Raw genomic sequence first — 20,184 nt, 5'->3', positions numbered from 1 at the left:
GGCCTGCTCCGCCAGCGCGATCACCGTGCGACAGGCCTGCTCGGCGGCGACCGCGTCACCGGCGTTGTCCGCCTGCGCCCGCGCGGCGAGAACCCGGATCAGCAGCGCCGGATCGTCACTGCGCCGTGCCGCCTCCTCCGCGCGGTGCAGGTGTCGTTCCCGCTCGACGCGGTCGTCGGCCAGGCCGGCGTGCACCAGCGACGCACCGGCCAGCTCGGCGGGCGTGACGTCCGCGCCGCAGGCCCGCCGGTCGAGCAGGGTGAGCAGCTCCCGGCCCTCGCGGGCACCGCCGTGCTCACGCCACCACGGGTCCAGCGCCCCGGCCAGGCGCAGCCCGGCCCGGACGTCACCGCCGGTCGCGGCCCAGCGCAGGGCGGCCTGCCACTCCGGCACCCACGGGCTCAGGTCGGTCAGCGAGACCGTGCGCACCTGCCCGTCGGTGTCCACCGTGACACTGTCCAGCATCTCCAGCGACCAGCTCAGATGCCGGTCGCGGACGGCCGGCTCGTCCCCGGCGGCGGCGAGCTGGCGCAACGCGTACGCCCGTACCTGCTCGGAGAGCCGGTAGCGCGGCCCCGGCACCACCTCGACCAGGGATTTGTCGGCGAGCTCGGAGAGCGCGCCGAGCGCGCCGGCGCCGTACCCCTCGACCGTCGCGAGATCGACCGGGCCGGCGAAGACGGCCATCCGGCGCAGCAGGCCGGCGGCCGGCGTGCCGAGCGTCCGGTAGGACCAGGCCAGGTTGTTGGCGAGGCTGGCGTGCCGCCCCTCACCGGCCGCGTCGTTGTCCAGCGCGCGCAGCGGGTCGTCCAGTCGCCGGGCCAGCTGTTCGGCGGGCAGCAGCCGCAGCCGTGCCGCGGCCAGCTCGATCGCCAGCGGCGACCCCTCCAGCCGGGCCGCCAGGCAGGCCAGCTGCGCCTCACCCTCACCGAACCGGCCGCCCTGCGCGGCCGCGGCACGATCACGCAGCAACGCGAACGCGTCCGCCGGCGCTAGCGGCGGAATCCGCCACACGGTCTCGCCGCCCAGACCCAGCGGGGCCCGGCCGGTGGTCACCACGTCGAGCCGCCGGCACCGGCTGAGCAGGCGGTGCGCCAGGGTCGCGGTGAGCGCCGGCGCCGCGTCGCAGGTCTGCAACAGCACCAGCATGCGCCGCTCGGCGCACTGCTCGACCAGAGTGTCGATCATCGGCCGGCCCGGTTCCGGCCGCAGGCCGAGAGCCGCGGCCAGGGCGGTGGGCAGGCCGTTCGCCGCGGTCGCGGCATCGATCGTCCAAACCCCGTCGGGGTACGCGGGAAGCAGCCGCTCGGCCACCGCGAGAGTGAGCCGGGTCTTGCCGGCCCCGCCCGGGCCGACCACCGAGACCAGCCGGTTGTGGCTGATCAACTCGGCCAGCTCGGCGGACTCGGCGCGGCGCCCGACGAAAGCGCTGTGCTCGGCGGGCAGGTTGTGCCGCGGCGCCTCGGCGGTCCGCGGCCGGGGGAAGTCCCGGTCCAGACCCGGCGCGATGACCTGGAAGATCCGCTCGGCGTCGTCGAAGCCGCGCAGCCGGAAGGTGCCCAGGTCGAGCAGGTCCACGGTGGCCAGCGTGCCGGCCGCCGGTCCGCCGCCGGTGGTGGCGTAGGTGGCGGTCACGGCCAGCGCGGTCGCCTCGGAGCAGAGCACCTGACCGCCGTGCGCCGCGGCGGAGACGCGGGCGGCGCGATGCACCTCGGCGCTCGCGTACTCCCGGCCGACCGGGGTGGCCCGGCCGGTGTGCAGTCCCATCCGGACCCGCGGCACGGCGTCACCGTGTGGCCAGTCGTGTGCGGACAGTCGCCGCTGCGCTTCGACGCATGCCGCGACGGCGGCGTCGGCATGCGCGAACGCCACGAAAAAGGAGTCACCCTCAGTTAGTAGCTCGACACCATCGAAGTCTCTGAGCACAGCGCGTAGCACCGAACGATGCGCACCGAGAACTTCCCGGTACTCTTCGCCGAGCATCCGGGCCAGCCGTGTCGAGCCCTCAATGTCGGTGAACATAAAGGTCACCAGACCGCTAGGTAGCTCGCTCCGTCCGGACACGGTGGAACCTCCGCCCCCTTTGTGGAAGTCGCGCCTCATGCTGCCGTATCTCTGTGTCACCGCCCATCGTAGGAACGGACGGTAATCATGTTCCCGCCACGACCGACCCCGTACGGAGGACAAAGTGATCGCGGGATCGACGGCGGCATACGGGACTACGCGTCTCGTAACGAAAGAGATCGAACGCGGAAACGCCGCTCTCGGCCAAAACCGTCAGGCCGTTCGGGTGTACCCGTACGAGTCACCGGAGGGACACGAGCCGCAAGCAATGCCTCACCGGCCGAAGTCGACGGACGGGAAACGCCGCGCGGCCACTGTCCTCCAGCCGCGCGGCGTGTCATCTCAGCAGCCGCAGGCGCCGCCACAGCATCCGCCGCCGCCACCACCCGCCGGCGCGGACGGGGCGCCACCGCCCCGGCCGGTGACGGCGACAGTGGACAGCAGCTTGACCGTGTCGTCGTGGCCCTGCGGGCAGGCTGCCGGGGCGGCGGCCTCACGCATCGGACGGCTGACCTCGAAGGTGGCGCCGCAGGCGCGGCACCGGTACTCATAACGCGGCATCCGACCAGCGTAGGGCCCCTGCGGGCAGTGGCGCACCGGGAGTTGTCCACAGGGCCTGAGCGACCTCCCCAGGGGGTGACATCGACGGGTAGGGTCGATGCCGTGGCGGAGGCGCGGAAGAACCCAGCAGAGCGACCGGAGCTGCGCTCCGCGGCACCGCATCAGGGCGGGCCGCTCGGGAGTTCCGGCGCGGCGCCCGGTGGTGGCCGGGCGGCCGAGTCTGAGCCGGCGGCTCCGCAGCCGCCTCGGTCGGTGACGCCGCCGGCCGATCCGGTCGGCGCTGACAAATCAGACAAAGCCAGGGATGCTGCCGGGCCGGCAGTCGGCGATGCTCCTAAGGCCGGCGACGCTGCGAAGGGCGACGACGCTGCGAAGGGCGACGACGGCTCGAAGGGTGGCGACGCCGCGAAGGTGGAGGACGCCAAGAAGGCCGGCGATGCCGCCAAGGCCGGCGACGCCACGAAGGTGGAGGACCCCACCAAGGTGGGCGCCGCGGTGAAGGTGGGCGACGCTGAGAAGGCGCTCACCATGAACGCGGGTCCCGTGGCGAAGGGCCGCAACCCCCGCCCGATGGCGGCTGCCGGCCGGGCGACCATCACCTGGGCGAAAGGGCCGGCCGGCCGGGTAATCCTGCCCGGCATCGTCGTGGTCGCGCTGGTCGCGCTGGCCGCGACCTCCGGCGCCTATCTGGTGCCCCGCGCCCTCGAGGCGGCCCCCGTCCCGAGCGCTACCCCCACGTTCACCGGTGAGTCCGGCGCGCCCGGCGGGCCCGGCGCGCCCGGCGCCACCTGGGGAGCACCGTCCGGCCTGCCCAACTCGGCCGGGCCGCCGCCACCACCGACCGGGTCCGCGCCGATCACCCCCGCGCCCGGGCTGCCCACCGTGCAGCCCACCGCGACCGGCAACCGGCCGGCCGACGCGCTGGCCTCCTGGGCCCAGCAGGTCGGCACCCGGGTCGGCATCCCGGTGGTCGCCGTCCAGGCCTACGGCTATGCCGAGCTGGTCGCCGCGAAACAGACCCCGTCCTGCCACCTGAGCTGGACCACCCTGGCCGCGATCGGCAAGATCGAGTCCGGTCACGGCAGCCACGAGGGCTCGGTGCTCGGCGTGAACGGCGTGGCCGAGCCGACGATCTACGGGTTGCCGCTGGACGGCCAGGGCGGCCGCCAGCTGATCCGGGACACCGACCAGGGCGTGCTGGACCGGGACCTCAACTACGACCGGGCGGTCGGGCCGATGCAGTTCATTCCGGCGACCTGGCAGGCCACCGCGATCGACGCCGACAACGACGGCGTGAAGAACCCGAACGACATCGACGACGCCGCCCTGACCGCGGCGGCGTACCTCTGCAAGGGAGGACGGGATCTGTCCAGGCCCGAACTCTGGTGGGAGGCGGTGCTGACCTACAACGACGTCCGGCAGTACGCACAGGACGTCTTCAACACGGCGAACGACTACGGGCTGCGCAGCCGTACCTGATGGGACACCGGCGACGCACGGTGAGCGGGCCGGTACTTTTGCGTGGTCAGCCCTTCCCTGAAGGTCCGTTGAACGGCACGATGTACGGGTGAGGGTGCGTGAATGGGATCCCCGCTCCGCGTCCGCGGCCGAGATCCACTCGCTCGTGGAGATGGTCAACGCGGTCATGGCCGCCGATCTCCCCGACGATCCACCCTGGCGGGACGTGCAGGTCCGCGACTATCTCGCGGAGACCATGCCGGGCGAGCGGCGGATCACCTGGATCGCTGAGGACGACCGCGTGCCCGAGGGCGAGGGCCAGATCTACGCCCACGTCAACATCCTGCTGCTCGGCGACATCGGCGTGCTGGAGATCGTGGTCCGGCCGGAGCTGCGCCGCCGTGGGCTCGGCCGTCAGCTGGTCGCGATGGCCGCCCGCCGGGCGTACCTGGAGGGGTTCTCCTCGATCGGCGTCGAGGCGATCGGCGGCACCTCGGCCATCGGGTTCTACGAGGCGCTCGGCTTCGAGCGGGAGTATGTGGAGACCCGCTCCGTGCTCAACCTGGACGCCGTCGACTGGTCGGCACTCAGCGCGATGGCCAACGGCATCAGCCCCGGCTACCGCATCGAGTACCACCCCGGAGGCCCGCCGGAGTGGCTGCTGGAGGCCTATGCGCACGCCAAGGCGGAAGCGCAGCACGACGATGACGACCTCGACCTGGCGCCCCGCTCCTCCGACCCGCAGCGGCTGCGCGACTCGCTCGACACGCTGCACAAGCGGGGCCTGAAGCCGTACATCGTGCTGGCCATGCACGAGGCCACCGGCGCCGTGGCCGGCCTCACCGAGGTGGTCGTCCCCGCCCAGCATCCCGAGCGCGCCGATCAGTACGACACGATCGTCGTGCGGGAACACCGCGGCTACGGCATCGATCGGGCCATCAAGGCGCGGATGCTGTTCGAGCTGCGCGCCGCCGAGCCGGGCCTGCGGCAGGTCCAGACGTGGAACGCGCAGCACAACGAGTCGATGCTGAAGGTCAACGCCGAGCTGGGCTACCAGTCCGACCGCGACTGGTTCGAGTACATCGCCGATGTCTCCCAGCTCGTGCAGAGCCTGGAACCGACCGACTAGCGGTTGCTCATCAGCCGGGCGGCCTCGGTGGCCCAGTACGTCAGGGTGATCTGGGCGCCGGCCCGCTTGATCGAGGTGAGCGACTCGAGGATCACCCGCTCCCGGTCGATCCAGCCGTTGGCGGCGGCCGCCTCGACCATCGCGTACTCGCCGGACACCTGGTAGGCGGCGACCGGCACGGTGACCCGCTCCCGGATCGCGGCGATCACGTCGAGGTACGGCAGCGCCGGCTTGACCATCACGATGTCCGCGCCCTCGGCCACGTCCAGGTCGACCTCGCGCAGCGCGTCCCGCAGGTTCGGCGGGTCCTGCTGGTACTGGCGACGGTCGCCCTGCAGCGTGGACTCGACCGCCTCCCGGAACGGGCCGTAGAAGGCGCCCGCATACTTCACCGAGTAGGCGAGGATGCCCACGTCCTGGTAGCCGGCCGCGTCCAGCGCCTTACGGATCACACCGACCTGGCCGTCCATCATCCCGGACGGGCCGACCATGTGGGCGCCGGCGTCGGCCTGTGCGACCGCCATCCGGGCGTAGATCTCCAGGGTGGCGTCGTTGTCGACGGAGCCGTCGTCGGCGAGGACTCCGCAGTGCCCGTGCGAGGTGAACTCGTCGATGCACAGGTCGCCCATGATGACCGTGGCGTCACCCAACTCGGCCCGCAGGTCGCGGAGGCCGACGTTGAGGATGCCGTCCGGGTCGACGCCGGCCGATCCGGTCTCGTCCTTGTTGGCGTTGTCCGGCACACCGAACAGCATCAGGCCGCCGACACCGGCGCTGACCGCCTCGGTGGCGGCCTTGAGCAGCGACTCGCGGGTGTGCTGGACGACCCCGGGCAGCGAGCTGACCGGTTTCGGCTCGGTCAGCCCCTCCTTGAGGAAGAGCGGCAGGATCAGCTCGGACGGGGCGAGGCGGGTCTCCTCGACGAGCCGGCGGATCGCGGGCGTACGCCGTAGCCGGCGCGGGCGGATGTCAGGGAAGGACATCGGGCGCTCCTCAAAACGAAAAGCGCGCCGGACCAGCCGGCGCGCTCTTCTCGGATCAGCGGAAACGGAGGGCGGTGGGGCCCTGGACCTTGGAGCCGCGGCGCTGCTTGGCCGGCATGGCGGCCAGCTTCTCGCGCAGTTCCAGCGCGTACTCGGCGAGCGCCTCGACCAGGTCCGGCACCGACGCCGTCTGCGGCTGGGTGTCGACCCGCAGGCCGAACTCCACCGCGGTCTCGGCCGTCTTCGGGCCGATCACCGCCACCACGGTCCGGGCGTGCGGCTTGCCGGCGATGCCGACCAGGTTCCGGACGGTCGACGACGAGGTGAACAGCACCGCGTCGAAGCCACCCGACTTGATCGCGTCGCGGATCTCGGCCGGCGGCGGGGCCGCCCGCACCGTCCGGTACGCGGTCACGTCGTCGACCTCCCAGCCGCGCTCGATGAGCCCGGCCGCGAGCGTCTCGGTGGCGATGTCGGCACGCGGCAGCAGCACCCGGCCGACCGGGTCGAGGATCTCGTCGTGCGGCGAGAACTCGGCCAGCAGGCCCTCGCTGGACTGCTCACCGGAGGGGATCAGCTCCGGCTGGATGCCGAACGCGCGCACCGCCTCGGCGGTCGCCTCACCGATGCAGGCGATCTTCACGCCGCCGAAGTGGCGGGCGTCCAGGCCGTGCTCGCCGAACTTCTCCCAGACCGCGCGGACCGCGTTCACCGAGGTGAAGATCACCCAGGCGTACCGGCCGTCGACCAGGCCCTTGACGGCGCGCTCCATCTGGGCCGGGGTGCGCGGCGGCTCGACCGCGATGGTCGGCACCTCGCACGGGATCGCCCCGTAGGCACGCAGCCGGGCGCTCATCGCGCCGGCCTGCTCCTTGGTGCGCGGGACGAGCACCTTCCAGCCGTACAGCGGGCGGTTCTCCCACCAGCTCAGGGTGTCGCGCTCGGCGACGTCCGAGCCGACGGTGAGGACGACCCGGCCGGTGAAGCCGAGCGCCGCCGCGACGAAGCTGTCCACGGTCGAGGTGGTGGTGTACTGCGTCTCGCCGGTGCCGTCGCCGGTCACGCCGACCGGCACGCCCGGCTCGACGCCGGCGGCCAGCAGGCCGTCGCGGACCGCGGCGAGGTCGCCGGCGTCCACGGCGACCGCGAACGAGCCCTTCTGGGCGGCCGCGGCGAGCGCGTCGAAGTCCAGGGTGGTGATGTCGTCGACGTCGGCGGCGATCCGGACGCCCGGCAGCGGCACGCCGGCGTAGGCGGCGACGCCCTCGGCCTGGCCGATGCCCGGGATGACCTCGAAGTGCACCGCGGTCCGCGCGACCGCCTGCACCTCCTTGACCACCGAGTCGTGGCCGAAGGGGTCACCGGCGACCAGGTGCACGGCGGACAGGCCGGACTTGGCCGCGGAGAGCAGCACCTTGGCGACGTCGCCGGGGGCGCCCTCGGCCGGGCTGAACTGCGCGTCCTCCTTGGCGTCGGAGCGGATCGCGCTGAGCAGGGAATCGGGCACGCCGCGGTCGTAGACCACCTGGTCGGCATCGGTCAACGCCGCATACGCGCGGCGGGTCAGCAGCTCCGGGTCGCCGGGTCCGGCGCCGATGAACGCGATGCGTCCGGCTGGCTTACGGGCGGTGCGGGTGGTCATTCTGTGCTCCCCATCAGGGTATCGGCTCCGGCGTCGAGGAGATCGATGGCAAGTGCCTTGCCGATCTCCGCCGCGCCGGCGGGCGTTCCGGTACGCGACAGTCGGATGGCTCGAACCCCATCCGGGCTGATCACCGCACCGCGCAGGTATATCTCGTCACCGTTCTCACCTTCGGCGAGCTCGGCATGTGCCGCGACCGGTGCGGAGCACCCGGCCTCGAGCGTGGCAAGCATCGACCGCTCCGCGATGACCGCGGCGCGGGTCGGTGCGTGGTCGAGTGCGGACAGCAGCCCGACCAAATCGCTGTCGTCGGCCCGGCACTCCACGGCCAGCGCACCCTGAGCCGGGGCGGGCAGCATGAGCATCGGGTCGAGCGTCTCGGTGATCTCCGCCGATCGGCCGAGACGTGCCACACCGGCCCGGGCGATGACGACGGCGTCGAGGTCGGCCTCGGGTCCGAGTACCCGGGCGATGCGCGAGTCGACGTTCCCCCGAATCGGCGTGACCTGCAACTCTAGGCCCAAAGCCCGCAGTTGCGCGATACGGCGCACCGCACCGGTGCCGATGACCGAGCCGGGCGGGAGCTCCGCCAGGGTCAATCCGTCCCGGGCGATCAGGGCGTCCCGCGGGTCCTCACGGGGCGGAACCGCGGCGATGTGCAGTCGCGGGTGGTCGCCGGTGGGCAGATCCTTGTACGAGTGGACGGCGAAGTCGATCTCGCCGGCCAGCAGGGCGTCCCGCAGGGCCGAGACGAACACGCCCACGCCGAGCTGGGCCACCGGGGCCGAGGACGTGTCGCCGGACGTGACGATGCGCACCAGCTCCACCGGGCGCCCGGTGGCCGCGGTGAACGCGTCGGCGACCATCTGCGACTGGGTGAGCGCCAGGGCGCTGCCCCGCGTCCCGAGCCGAAGCGGCGTGGTCTGTGCTGCTACCGACGCCTGGTCCTGCGGACGGCGCGGAAAACCCGGCAACTGCGTCATGAGTTCCCCCCGATCTCAGGTACGGCGTTGGCGTGGGTGGCGAGCGGCACGTCCAGGTCGAACAGCTCGCGGAGCAGGGCCGCGTACTGATCCCCGCCGGGTTCGGCGGCGAGCTGCCGGACCCGCACGGTCGGCGAGTGCAGCAGCTGCTGAACGACCCGGTGCAATGTACGGGAAACGTCGGCCCGCTGCTCCTCGGTGAATTCCGGCCGCCGGGAGATCAACTTGCGCATCTCCGCCGAGACGACCTCCTCCGCACGGGTCCGCAGCGCGGCGACCGTCGGGGCGATCTCGGCGCCCCGCAGCCAGCCGAGGAAGTTCTCCACCTCACCGGCGACGATCTGCTCGACCGCCGCGGTCTCGGCCGCCGCCGGCAGCGCGCGCCGGCTCGCGGCCAGCCCGTCGATGTCCACGACCACCAGGCCGGGAAGGTCGGCCGCGTCCGGCGCGACGTCTCGCGGAACGGCCAGGTCGAGCACGACGAGTGGCTCGGCCGGCGAACGGGAGGCGAGGACCGGCAGAAGACGGTCACGGGTCAGCACCGGTTCGGTGGAGGCGGTCGCGCTGACCACGATGTCCACCTGGCCGAGCACCGACTCCAGGTCGTCGAAGGGGACGGCGACCGCGCCGTACGCCTCGGCCAGCCGGTCGGCCCGCTCTGCGCTGCGGTTGGTGATCCGCAGCGGGCCCACCCCGGTCCGGGTGAGCGTCGCCACCGACAGCGCGCCCATCGCGCCCGCGCCGATGACCAGCGCGGACCGGCCGGTGAGGTCGCCGCCGAGATGGTCGGCGGCCACGTCCAGCGCGGCCGTCACGACGCTCTGCCCGGCCCGGTCGATGCCGGTCTCGGCGTGCGCCCGCTTGCCGACCCGCAGCGCCTGCTGCATCAGCTCGTGCAGCAGCCGTCCGGCCGAGTCGACCTCGGTCGCCGCGTGGTACGAGTCGCGCAGCTGCCCGAGGATCTGGGCCTCGCCGACGACCATCGAGTCGAGGCCGGAGGAGACCCGGAACGAGTGCTGGACCGCCGCCTCGCCGTAGTGCACGTAGAGGTGGCCGGCCAGCTCGCTGGCCGGGATCCCGGAGTGTTCGGCGAGCACGTTGCAGATGTCGCCGAGACCACCGTGGAAGCCGCTGACCGCCGCGTAGACCTCGACCCGGTTGCAGGTGGAGACGACGACGGCCTCCCCCACGTACGGCTGGGCGACCAGCTTCTGCAGCAGGTCGGGCACGGCCGACTCGGCGATGGCGAGCCGCTCCAGGACGGCCACGTCCGCGGTGCGGTACGAGGCACCGATGCTGAGCAGGTTCACGAGCCAACCGCCTCCTGGTTGTCCGCCTCGGCGGTCCGGCCACCCGGAAGCGCGGTCAGGGACGCCTTGCGATGTTCATGGAACGAGAGGATCTGGAGCTCGATGGCGAGGTCCACCTTCCGCACGTCGACGTTGGGCGGCACCGACAGAACCCCCGGAGCGAAGTTCAGGATGCTTGTCACACCGGCGGCGACCAGCGCGTCGGCCACCGCCTGCGCGGTGCCCGGCGGGGTCGCGATGACGCCGATCGCGATCGACTCCTCGGCAGCGATCCGGTTCAGCTCGTCGATGTGCTGCACGGTCAGCCCGTTGATCCGCTCGCCCACCTTCTTCGGATCGGCGTCGAAGAGGGCGACGACCCGGAAGCCACGGCTGGCGAACCCGGCGTAACCGGCCAGCGCGTGCCCGAGGTTGCCGACTCCGACCAGGCAGACCGCCCGGTTCTTGTCCAGGCCGAGGATGTACTCGATCTGGTCGACCAGCAGGGTCACGTCGTAGCCGACCCCACGGGTCCCATATGACCCCAGGTGGGACAGATCTTTACGAAGCTTGGCGGAATTCACCCCGGCGGCGGCCGCGAGTCCCTCGCTGGAGACCGTCTCGGCGCCGGTCTCGGCGAGGTGATGGAGGGCGCGCAGGTACTCCGGCAGTCGCGCGATGGTCGCCTCCGGTAGATCCGGGAAGGCCGGGACGCCATCGGCTTCGCCGGGCGTGCTTCCGTGACGCTGCTGACTCATCTGACTCCGTGCCGACGAGGCGGACCTGCGGTGAGCCCTGTCTGTGCGATACCGGTGGAACCCTCGTGGGGTGGCTGTGGTAGCGGGGCTCGTCGGAGTCACAGAGTAGGCGCTTGTGAAGGCGTGCACAAATCGCGATCTTGTCGGGACAATTGGACAAGATCGACCCGGCTGTGTTAGCCGAGCCGACCTGTCGAGTATTACTTGTCCGACCCCGCCGGGGCCACCTGACTCAGAGTGACATGGCCATCTTTACGGCATCCACCAGCGTGTCGGCCACTGGACGGCCGGACGCGCGTAGCCGGGAGGGGTCGGTGAAACCCCCCGTATAGAGGACCGCCTGCCCGCCGACCGCCTCGGCCGCGGACGCGTCGTCGAGCGAGTCACCGATCAGCACCACGTCGCCGCCGGCCACGCCGAGCTCGGCCAGGTGGTTGGCCAGGTGCCCGGCCTTCAGGTCGCCGCCGATCTCGGTACGCAGGCCGTCCACCCGGGCGAAGACGCCGGCCAGCCCGTACCCCTCGACGGCCGGGACCAGCTCGCTGTGGAACCACATGGAGAGCAGCGACTGGCTGCCCGGCCAGGTTGTGATCGCGGCCATCGCGTCGGCGGCGAGGGAGATGTCGGTCAGCCCGACGCGGTACGCGTCGTGGAAGATCCGGTCGAGCCGGCCGAACTCCTCGGCGTCCACCGCCCGTCCCAGCATCTCGGCGTAGAACTCGGCGACCGGGCGCCGGAACGCCCGCCGGTGCTCATCGGCCTCGACGGCGCGGCCGCCGACCGTGGCGAACGCCTGGTTCGTCGAGGAGACCACCAGGTGCAGATCGTCGAGAAGGGTTCCGTTCCAGTCCCAGACCAGGTGCTTTGCTGTCACGGGGAGCCAAACTACAGGCGAGGTTCACCCGGTTGTCGAGCCAAATCCCGCAGCAGGCGCTCCTCCTCGATGCGCCAGTAACCGTGCTCCTTGCCGTCCAGCAGCAGCACCGGCACCCGGTCGCCGTAGTCGCGCTCCAGCTCGATGTCGGAGTCCACGTCGACCTTCGTCCACTGCCCGGGCGCGATCCGGTCCAGTGTCTGCTCGGCCACCTCGCACAGGTGACAGCCCACCCGGCTGATCAGGGTGAGTCGGTTCGTCATCAGGGCAACTCCCTCTTACGGATCTTGCCGGTCGCCGACCGCGGCAGCTCGGGCACCAGCTCGATGGTCGGCAGCTTGAACCGGGCCAGCCGGGCCGCGCAGTGCACCTGCAGCTCGGTCACGCCCGGCGGCGGGTCGCCGGCGGGCGCCACATAGGCGTGCGGGCGCTGGCCGCTCTGCGGGTCAGGCACCGCGACCACGGCCGCCGCCGCCACCCCGGGATGCCCGTCCAGCACCCGTTCAATCTCGGCCGGGTAGACGTTGAAACCGTTCACCAGGATCAGCTCGCCGATCCGGTCGACCAGGACCAGGTCGCCGTCGCCGTCCGCGTACGCGATGTCGCCGGTCGGCCACCAGCCCTCGGCGTCCGGCCCGCCGCTGCCGTCCGGCCAGTAGCCGGAGAAGAGGTTCGGCCCGCGCACCACGATCTCGCCGGGATCGGTGCCGGCCGACACAGCGACCGCCAGGTCCAGCTCGGCCGGGTCCTCCTCGATCGACGCGGTGCCGTCGCGCCACAGCTCGGCACCACCGCGGGACCGCAGCAGCAGCTCGACACCGGGCAGCGGCCGGCCGATCGAGCCACTCTTGTCACGATCGCTGACCGCGGTCGTGGTCAACACCGGTGCGGACTCGGTCAGCCCGTACCCGATCAGGATGCTCTTGCCGGTGAGCGCGCGAAAGCGCGCCGCGACGCGCGGCTCCAGCGGCGCCGCGCCGCAGACCGCGGTCCGCAGGCCGCTCAGCGCACTGCCGGCGCCGGCGGCCGCGGTCCAGGCCTGATACATCCCGGGTACGCCGACCGTCACGGTCACCCGATGCTCGGTGATCAGCTCCAGGGTGGCCGCCGCGTCGAACCGCTCGACCAGGACGCCCGTCGCCGCATGGTGCGCGACCGTGCCGAGCCCGGTGTTCAGCCCGTAGGCGTGGAAGAACGGCACCGCGAGCAGCACCACGTCCTCCGGGCCCACCACCGGCGGCTCGATCCGGCTCAGCTGGTCGTGGTTGGCGGCGAGCGCGGCGTGGGTCAGCATCGCGCCCTTCGGGCGCCCGCTCGTGCCCGAGGTGTAGAGCAGGACCGCGAGGTCCCGCGCGCGGACCTCCGGCAGCGCGACCCGCGCGTCCACATCTTCCAGCGGTACGCGGGAAAGCGTCTCCACCGCGCCCGAGTCGGCCAGCGCGTAGTCCAGTTCGTCCGCCGTGTACCCCGGGTTGAGCGGCACCGCGACCCGCCCGGCCCGCAGGATGCCGAAGTAGGCGACCGCGAAGTCCACGGTGTTGCCGAGCAGGATCGCGACCCGGTCGCCGGGCGCCGTGCGGGAGGCCACCCAGCGGGCCGCTGTGGACACCCGCGTGTCCAATTCCGCCCAGCTGACGACGAGGTCGCCGGCGATCAGCGCGGGCGTCTCCGGGCGGCGGCGGGCGGCCACGGCGACCGGATCGGGGGCGGGTTCCTCCACGACGCCAGAGTCTGGCACAAAGGGCCTTTCACCGGGGTGCCGGACAGCCGGTCCGAGCCGCCGGCGGCCCGGTCGGCGAGAGTGGTGGCAGCTCCGGGCGTCGCGTTTGATCATATTCGCGGCTTTGCGCGCAGCGCACACGGTGTGCGACTCGCCGTGTCCGATGTCGGTGATACTTCCGGTCTGTGTAACGGAATCCACACCAACGGGTGAGGTCAACCAGCGATTCGGCGGGTTGCCCCACCCCTTTTGTTGTGAGTGACCACCCTCATCCCGAGGAGGCCGCTGTGCCACAAAAAGCACGGAATCACAGTGAATCCCTGTCTGGCGGGACGGATTCGCGGTCGACACTCCAGGCCCGCCGGGTTGAGGAGGCGAAGTGACTCATGTGTACGCCGAGGACCCGTTCCACCGCGACGTCCTCGCGGCACGACTCGCGCTCTCCCAGGGCTTGAACGGCCTGCGCGAGTCCTTCGAAGGCACGATCGTCAACGCCATCCGCGGTGACAGTCCCAAGCAGACCGGCAGCCGACGGCCGCCGAACGGTCCGCCGGCCGTCGCCCAGCCGAACTCCGGCAACGGCAAGTTCGGCGGCCGGGTCGGCACGCCGCGCCCGCCGGCCCAGCCCACGGCGGGCCAGCGGTCCAACATCGGCGAGTCCGAGACGGTCGCCGGTGACCACACCGTGGTGGTGCCGACCCAGAGCACCACCGGACCGCCGACCGAGTCGGCGCCGCCGAAGCACCCGGCCCGGCCGGACCGGTCCGACCCGGCCGCCGAGGTGTGGGCGCTCGTGGAACGGGCCCAGGCCGGCGAGGCCGAGGCGTTCGGGCTGATCTACGACCGGTACGTGGACACGGTGTTCCGATTCGTCTACTTCCGGGTCGGCAACCGGCAGCTCGCCGAGGACCTGACCTCGGACACGTTCCTGCGCGCGCTCAAGCGCATCGGCAGCTTCACCTGGCAGGGCCGCGACCTCGGCGCCTGGCTGGTCACGATCGCCCGCAACCTGGTCGCCGACCACTTCAAGTCGGGTCGTTACCGGCTCGAGGTGACCACCGGCGACGTTCTGGACGCGGACCGGGAGGACCGTGGCCCGGAGGGCAGCCCGGAGTCGGCGGTGGTCGACCACATCACCAACGTCGCCCTGCTCACCGCGGTCAAGCAGCTCAACCCGGAACAGCAGGAGTGCATCGTGCTCCGGTTCCTGCAGGGCTTCTCGGTCGCCGAGACCGCGCAGACCATGGGCAAGAACGAGGGCGCCATCAAGGCCCTGCAGTACCGGGCCGTACGGGCACTCAACCGGCTCCTGCCGGAAGGGTTCCAGTCTTGACTCTCTCTTCAGTGGTGATTCCGGATGCGGAGCGGGGCCGGAATCCACACGCGGAGCCGTCGGGCTCCGATAGCCGATGGCGAGGTCACACACCCGTAACCGGGGCCGCGTGTCGCGCGTTTGTCCGGATGCGAGCCCGAGCCGTCATTCCCGGCCCGGTCGCCTACGCCGGCCCGCAGGCCGGCGAGACAGTCACGAGCGAGGGGAGGTGCCCACGGTGAAGTTCGTGTTCCCGAACTCCCGGAGTGCCGAGCGCTTCGCGGAACTACTCGACGAGGCCGGCGGCGCCCGTCGGCACCACACCCGTGGCCATGCCGACGCGGAGCTCGACCGGCTGGTGGCCATCGGCAACCGCCTCACCGCGGCACGGCCCGGCGCACCGGTCGACTCCGAGTTCCGCGTCGGTCTACGCGCCATGCTGGTCGCGACGGCCGAGCGGGACGGCATCGGCCGGACCGCACACGACGACGAGTTCGATGCGGTTCCGGAAGCCACCGAGCGGGCCCGGCGCCCGTTCTTCGGACGCCGGATCCGGGCCCGAGGGGCGATCGTGATCGGCGTCGCCGCCGGTGCGATGGCCGTCTCCGGGATCTCCGCGGCGAGCGAGAGCGCGTCACCGGGCGATGCCCTGTACGGCGTCAAGCGCTCCACCGAGCGTGCCCAGCTGGCGATCGCCGGGTCGGACGCGACGCGGGGCCAGCTGTCGCTGGACTTCGCCCGCAACCGGCTCGCCGAGGCGGTGACGATGAACGGCAACGATCCGGACTTCGGCACCGTCCTGGACGACATGGATGCCGACACCCGCAAGGGCGTCCGGCTGCTCACCACGTCGGCCGTGTCGCACCGCGACGCCAAGCCGCTGACCACACTCGACGGCTTCGTCGACGGGCAGCGGAACACCTTCGGACCGGCCCTGGGGCGGCTCTCCCCGGACAACCGGGAACGGGCACTCACCTCGATGGCCCTGCTGGAGGACGTCGCCGGGCGTACCGAGGCGCTGCGGACCGGACTGCGCTGCGAGAAGGTCACGCCGGCCGGCACCGACACACTCGGGCCGAAACTGCGCGACTGCCCGGCAGCGGACGAGGACTCCGGTGCCGAGACCCGGCCGGAGCGTCCCAGCAAGGGCACGAGCAAGCAGGGCAAGGAGCCGGCCGACGCGAAGCCGGCGAAGGACGGCAGCAAGGCCAAGCCGGATGCCACCGGCGACGCGGCCGAGCCAGGAACCGGGAACTCGCCGGCGCCGGGGCTGCAGCCGACCGTCAAGGGCACCACGCCCACCCCGTCCGGGGCGGCGACCACGCCGGTGCCGGACGAGACCGAGGACAACGGCGTGCTGGGTGGCCTGCTCGGCGACCTGTTCTGACGTTGGCGAGGGGCGGTGCCGGAGTGAGAAACTCCGGGGCCGCCCCTCAATCGTCACTATAGGACGGTTCGGACGAACCACTCCAGCGACTTACGCCGATCTGTCACGAACCTTCACGAACCCTCACGGCCCGAACGGGTCCGGCCGCTTCTCCAGCAACTCGTGCAGGGTGGCCTGAATCGTCTCCCGCACCTGGTCGGCCAGGTTGTAGACGACCAGCGGATCGTCGGCGAACTCGGTGAGGTGCGCGGTCGGGATCGGCGGGCAGAACTGGATCAGCCACTTGCTCGGCAGCGGCACCAGGCCCAGCGGTCCCAGCCAGGGGAAGGTCGGCGTCACCGGGAAGTACGGCACGCCGAGGAGCCGGGCCAGCGGCTTCAGGTCGGCCAGTATCGGGTAGATCTCCTCGGCGCCGACGATGGCGACCGGGATGATCGGCGTCCCGGTGCGCAGCGCGGCCGAGACGAACCCGCCGCGGCCGAAACGCTGCAGCTTGTAGCGGTCGGCGAAGCGCTTGCCGATGCCCTTGAAGCCCTCCGGGAAGACGCCGACCAGCTGCCCGTTGACCATCAGCCGCTCGGCGTCCGGGTTGCAGGCCACGGTGGCGCCGGCCGCCCGGGCCAGCTCGCTCATCACCGGCAGCCGGAAGACCAGGTCGGCGCCGAGCAGGCGCAGATGCCGGTCGCGCGGGTGCTTGTCGCGCAGGGCCACGGTCAGCATCAGGGCGTCGAGCGCGATCGTGCCGGAGTGGTTGCCGACCACCAGGCCGCTGCCCTCGGCCGGCACGTTCTCGATCCCGAAGACCTCGGTACGGAACCAGTCCCGGTAGAGCACCTTGAGCATCGGGTGGAAGACGGCGTCGGCCAGCTCCGGGTCGAACCCGAAGTCGTCCACCTCGTACGACCCGGCCAGTCGCCGGCGCAGGAAGGCCAGGCCCTTGGCGACCCGCTGGTCCCAGACGTCCAGAGTGTCGCCGGCGGCCGGTGCTGCCGAAGGCTCTGCCACGGGCTCCTCCGGGATCGGACGGCGCCCGTTGACCCGCTGCGCCGGTGCGGGCGCGGGCAACCGGAACTCGGCGTGCCCGGGCAGCATGTCGCGGTACTCGTGCTGGCTCATGTGCGGCTCCGCCCCGCCGTCGCCTGGGCATCGGCAGGCGGGCCCGCCGAGACCTCGGCCGCGGCCCGGACCCGGCGGATGCCGTCCAGGATCGTCCGCTCGGCGGCGGCGAGCCGGTCCGCGGTGAGGGTGGAACCGGCCGCGTGCGCCTGGATGAACTCCTCGAAGGCGGCGGCCGTGGTGCGCGGGGTGAAGCCGAACTCACGGATCAGCCGGGTGGTGTCCACCACCCGACCGTGCACGAAGAGGTCGATCTGGTCCAGGCCGATCTGCTCGACACCGAGATTGCGCAGCAACGCGGCGCCGGTGGAGAGGGCCGACTCGGGCAGCGGCAGGGCGATGCGGCCGGCCCGGCGGACCGCCTGGGCGAGCATCAGCACGCCGTCGCCGGCGACGTTGAAGGTGCCCGGGTGATCCTCGATCACCGACCGGTGCAGGATCTCCAGCGCGTCCTCGACGTGCACGAACTGCAGCCGGGCGTCGCGGCCGAGCACGGTCGGCACCAGGGGCTGGGCGAAGTAGCGGGTCAGCGACGTCTCGGCGGACGAGCTGATCATCGGGGCGAACCGCAGGACGGTGGCCGAGACCTCGGGCCGGCGGCGGCGGAACCCCCGGACGTACCCCTCGATGTCGAGGATGTCGCGGGCGAAGGGGCCACGCGGCACGGCGCGGGGCTCGGTGTCCTCGGTGAAGACCGCGGGATCGCGGAACGACGCGCCGTACGCCGCGGTCGAGGAGCGCACCACGATCTTGCGCAGCCGGGCACTGCCCTGAGCGGCGGCCAGCACCTGCATGGTGCCGATGACGTTCTGTTCCTTCATCGCCGCGCGACCGCCGTGCTGCGGGTCCGGCACGCTGGTCACGGCCATGTGCACGACCGCCTCGGCGCCGAGGTCGGCGATCGCCTCGGTGGCCGCGCGCGCGTCAGCCTGGATCCGCTCCACACCGTCGAGCAGGCCGAGAAGGCCCGCCGGCGGGTCATGCGGATCCAGGCCGACGACGCGGTCGATCCGGGAATCAGCGGCGAGGCGTGCGGCCACCCGAGCGCCGAGATAGCGGCTGACTCCGGTGACCACGACAACGCTGGGCGGTGAGGTCACCACGGGCGCACCTTTCGATGCGTTGAGATCCTCGGGCAGTCGGGCAAGCGACGGTCAGGCCGGGGTGTAGACGCCCGGCCGTCCGTCACTTGCCGAGACGGCGACGCTGGACGCGGGTCTTGCGCAGCAGCTTGCGGTGCTTCTTCTTCGCCATACGCTTGCGGCGCTTCTTGACCACGGAGCCCATACGAAAAGCCTCTCGAACCAGGTGGAGTAAAACCGGCACAGCAGGTGGCACCGGGTGCACCCGACGGGCGCGGCCGGAACCGGACTGCACGGCGCCCGGAGCAGCGACACCACGTGACGTGGCACGCGCGGACCCGGGAACCAACCGGTCCAGCGTACCGGCACGGTCCGACCGGGCCAACACGACCCCGACCTCAGGCCGGCGCCCTGTCAAGCACTGCGGGAGAAGGCGCCGCGCAGGTACTCGTGCACCGCGTGCTCCGGCACCCGGAACGAACGGCCGACCCGGACCGCGGTGAGGTCACCGCCGTGCACGAGCCGGTAAACGGTCATCTTGGAAACCCGCATCAGGGAGGCCACCTCGGCCACCGTCAGGAACCGCACCTCCGAGAGCCGTTCCTCGGTCTGGGCTGGACCCGTCATCGCGTCGCACCGATCCTTTCGCAGGCACGATCCGCTGTGACCGGCTCAGTTGCGCCGCGACGGATGACGTGCGTGTCATCAGAACGGTATCGATACGGCTGTGACCAACGCGATACGTTCCGTGAAATGCCTACAAAAAGTCAAGACCGACACGCCGGTTCTGGGGGTTAATCGCCCGAAATAGCTACTTCTTCGACGAGATCGCCCGGGCCAGGAAAGCCACGTTCGCCGGACGCTCGGCGAGGCGGCGCATCAGGTAGCCGTACCACTGCTCGCCGTAGGGCAGGTAGATCCGCACCGTGTTGCCGCCGGCGGCCAGCCGGGCCTGCTCCTCCGGGCGCACGCCGTAGAGCAGCTGGAACTCGAACTCGCCGCAGGCGCGGTCGAACCAGCGGGCCCGGTCCTCGGCGATCGCGATGAGCCGCGGGTCGTGCGTCGCCACCATCGGGTAGCCCTCGCCGGACATCAGGATGTTCAGACACCGGACGAACGACTTGTCGACGTCGAGCGCCGACTGGAACGCCACCGACTCGGGCTCCGCGTAGGCGCCCTTGCAGAGCCGCACCCGCGACCCGGCGGTCGCCAGCTCCCGGCAGTCCCCCTCGGTCCGCCGCAGGTACGCCTGCAGCACCGCACCCGTCGACGGGAACTCCCGGCGCAGCTCCAGCAGCGTCTCCAGGGTGGCGTCCGTGGTGGTGTGGTCCTCGGCGTCCAGCGTCACGGTGGTGCCCGCCTCGGCCGCGGCGGCGCAGATCGCGTGCGCGTGCTCGTACGCCGCCTTCTCGTCGATCCGCTGGCCCAGGGCGGAGAGCTTCACGCTCACCTCGGCCGCCGGGGTGAGCCCGGCATCGTGCAGCCGGCGCAGCACCGCCACGTACTCGTCGCGGGTGGCGACGGCCTGCTCCATGGTGTGGGTGTCCTCACCCAGATGATCGAGACTGACGGCCAGACCGTCGTCGGCCAGTTCCCGGCTCACCCGCAGAGCCTCGTCGGCGCTGCGGCCGGCGACGAACCGCCGCACCATCCCGGCGACAGGCGCGGACTCGACCAGCCGCTCGAGTTGACGGGAACCGGCCGCGGCGAGAAACAGGGAACGGAACATGCGCCGAGCGTAACCTCCGGACCCGTTCCGGACCGCGCGGTGCGGCCCCGATTCGCACGTCCCGGGCACCGCAAACGTGTCTCCTGTGGCCGGGTGC

The 20,184-nt window shown here is 71.9% G+C and carries 19 protein-coding genes; 4 read left to right on the top strand and 15 right to left on the bottom strand.

Going from position 1 to position 20,184, the window contains the following annotated elements; translation table 11 throughout:
• The coding region (locus AB0F81_RS24235; RefSeq protein ID WP_360200758.1) for an adenylate/guanylate cyclase domain-containing protein at positions 1–2,022 on the bottom strand (2,022 nt) is incomplete at its 3' end.
• Between the two features lie 384 nt (positions 2,023–2,406).
• Positions 2,407–2,625, bottom strand: coding sequence for a zinc ribbon domain-containing protein (locus AB0F81_RS24230; RefSeq protein WP_360200757.1), 219 nt, complete (start codon positions 2,623–2,625; stop codon positions 2,407–2,409).
• Between the two features lie 252 nt (positions 2,626–2,877).
• Between AB0F81_RS24230 and AB0F81_RS24225 the strand changes: the two genes are divergently transcribed.
• The gene (locus tag AB0F81_RS24225) at positions 2,878–4,104 is read left to right on the top strand and encodes a lytic murein transglycosylase (RefSeq protein ID WP_360200756.1); all 1,227 of its coding nucleotides are present in this window, start codon (positions 2,878–2,880) and stop codon (positions 4,102–4,104) included.
• An 88-nt stretch (positions 4,105–4,192) separates the two neighbouring features.
• Positions 4,193–5,212, top strand: coding sequence for a GNAT family N-acetyltransferase (locus AB0F81_RS24220; protein WP_360200755.1), 1,020 nt, complete (start codon positions 4,193–4,195; stop codon positions 5,210–5,212).
• Here the strand turns inward: AB0F81_RS24220 and hemB are convergent.
• The 8 genes from hemB to AB0F81_RS24180 all read right to left on the bottom strand — a co-directional run bounded on the left by hemB (position 5,209) and on the right by AB0F81_RS24180 (position 13,461).
• Entirely contained in the window at positions 5,209–6,195 is a 987-nt protein-coding gene (gene hemB, locus AB0F81_RS24215; protein ID WP_360200754.1) for a porphobilinogen synthase, read from the bottom strand. The two genes, AB0F81_RS24220 and hemB, sit on opposite strands and share 4 nt — an antisense overlap.
• Positions 6,196–6,250: 55 nt before the next feature.
• Positions 6,251–7,837 (bottom strand): uroporphyrinogen-III synthase, encoded by a 1,587-nt coding sequence (locus AB0F81_RS24210; protein WP_360200753.1) that lies wholly within the window; start codon positions 7,835–7,837, stop codon positions 6,251–6,253.
• Positions 7,834–8,820, bottom strand: a complete 987-nt coding sequence (hemC, locus tag AB0F81_RS24205; RefSeq protein WP_360200752.1) for a hydroxymethylbilane synthase — start codon at positions 8,818–8,820, stop codon at positions 7,834–7,836. The genes AB0F81_RS24210 and hemC overlap by 4 nt, the downstream gene beginning before the upstream one ends.
• Positions 8,817–10,130, bottom strand: coding sequence for a glutamyl-tRNA reductase (locus tag AB0F81_RS24200; protein ID WP_360200751.1), 1,314 nt, complete (start codon positions 10,128–10,130; stop codon positions 8,817–8,819). The genes hemC and AB0F81_RS24200 overlap by 4 nt, the downstream gene beginning before the upstream one ends.
• A complete protein-coding gene (locus AB0F81_RS24195) occupies positions 10,127–10,867 on the bottom strand; it encodes a redox-sensing transcriptional repressor Rex (RefSeq protein WP_360200750.1) in 741 nt (246 codons plus the stop codon). Before AB0F81_RS24195 ends, AB0F81_RS24200 begins: the two co-directional genes overlap by 4 nt.
• A gap of 232 nt (positions 10,868–11,099) precedes the next feature.
• Positions 11,100–11,741 carry an HAD hydrolase-like protein gene (locus AB0F81_RS24190; protein WP_360200749.1) on the bottom strand — a complete coding sequence of 214 codons (642 nt, stop codon included), beginning with the start codon at positions 11,739–11,741 and terminating at the stop codon, positions 11,100–11,102.
• An 11-nt stretch (positions 11,742–11,752) separates the two neighbouring features.
• Positions 11,753–12,007: a glutaredoxin family protein gene (locus tag AB0F81_RS24185; RefSeq protein ID WP_360200759.1), complete on the bottom strand. Its 255-nt coding sequence runs from the start codon at positions 12,005–12,007 to the stop codon at positions 11,753–11,755.
• The gene (locus AB0F81_RS24180) at positions 12,004–13,461 is read right to left on the bottom strand and encodes an AMP-binding protein (protein ID WP_360200748.1); all 1,458 of its coding nucleotides are present in this window, start codon (positions 13,459–13,461) and stop codon (positions 12,004–12,006) included. Before AB0F81_RS24180 ends, AB0F81_RS24185 begins: the two co-directional genes overlap by 4 nt.
• 379 nt (positions 13,462–13,840) lie before the next feature.
• Here AB0F81_RS24180 and AB0F81_RS24175 point away from each other — a divergent pair, with 379 nt between their 5' ends.
• Positions 13,841–14,794 (top strand): ECF subfamily RNA polymerase sigma factor, BldN family, encoded by a 954-nt coding sequence (locus tag AB0F81_RS24175; RefSeq protein WP_360200747.1) that lies wholly within the window; start codon positions 13,841–13,843, stop codon positions 14,792–14,794.
• Positions 14,795–15,011: 217 nt separating this feature from the next.
• Positions 15,012–16,160, top strand: coding sequence for a DUF5667 domain-containing protein (locus AB0F81_RS24170; RefSeq protein WP_360200746.1), 1,149 nt, complete (start codon positions 15,012–15,014; stop codon positions 16,158–16,160).
• Positions 16,161–16,283: 123 nt separating this feature from the next.
• On the opposite strand, the gene AB0F81_RS24165 is transcribed toward AB0F81_RS24170, so the two are convergent.
• The 5 genes from AB0F81_RS24165 to AB0F81_RS24145 form a co-directional block, all read right to left on the bottom strand.
• Complete coding sequence (locus AB0F81_RS24165; protein WP_360200745.1) at positions 16,284–17,276, bottom strand: lysophospholipid acyltransferase family protein; 993 nt, start codon at positions 17,274–17,276, stop codon at positions 16,284–16,286.
• On the bottom strand, positions 17,273–18,379 hold the full coding sequence (locus tag AB0F81_RS24160) for an NAD-dependent epimerase/dehydratase family protein (RefSeq protein WP_360200744.1): 1,107 nt from the start codon (positions 18,377–18,379) through the stop codon (positions 17,273–17,275). The genes AB0F81_RS24165 and AB0F81_RS24160 overlap by 4 nt, the downstream gene beginning before the upstream one ends.
• Positions 18,380–18,461: 82 nt before the next feature.
• Positions 18,462–18,563 carry an AURKAIP1/COX24 domain-containing protein gene (locus tag AB0F81_RS24155; RefSeq protein ID WP_007465623.1) on the bottom strand — a complete coding sequence of 34 codons (102 nt, stop codon included), beginning with the start codon at positions 18,561–18,563 and terminating at the stop codon, positions 18,462–18,464.
• 209 nt (positions 18,564–18,772) lie between these two features.
• Positions 18,773–18,985: a helix-turn-helix domain-containing protein gene (locus AB0F81_RS24150; protein ID WP_360200743.1), complete on the bottom strand. Its 213-nt coding sequence runs from the start codon at positions 18,983–18,985 to the stop codon at positions 18,773–18,775.
• A 184-nt stretch (positions 18,986–19,169) separates the two neighbouring features.
• Positions 19,170–20,087: a proline dehydrogenase family protein gene (locus tag AB0F81_RS24145; protein ID WP_360200742.1), complete on the bottom strand. Its 918-nt coding sequence runs from the start codon at positions 20,085–20,087 to the stop codon at positions 19,170–19,172.
• Positions 20,088–20,184: the final 97 nt, after the last annotated feature.

It is taken from the genome of Actinoplanes sp. NPDC024001, assembly GCF_040638955.1.
Taxonomy (GTDB): Bacteria; Actinomycetota; Actinomycetes; order Mycobacteriales; family Micromonosporaceae; genus Actinoplanes.
This window is presented reverse-complemented; position numbering and strand designations above follow the sequence as displayed.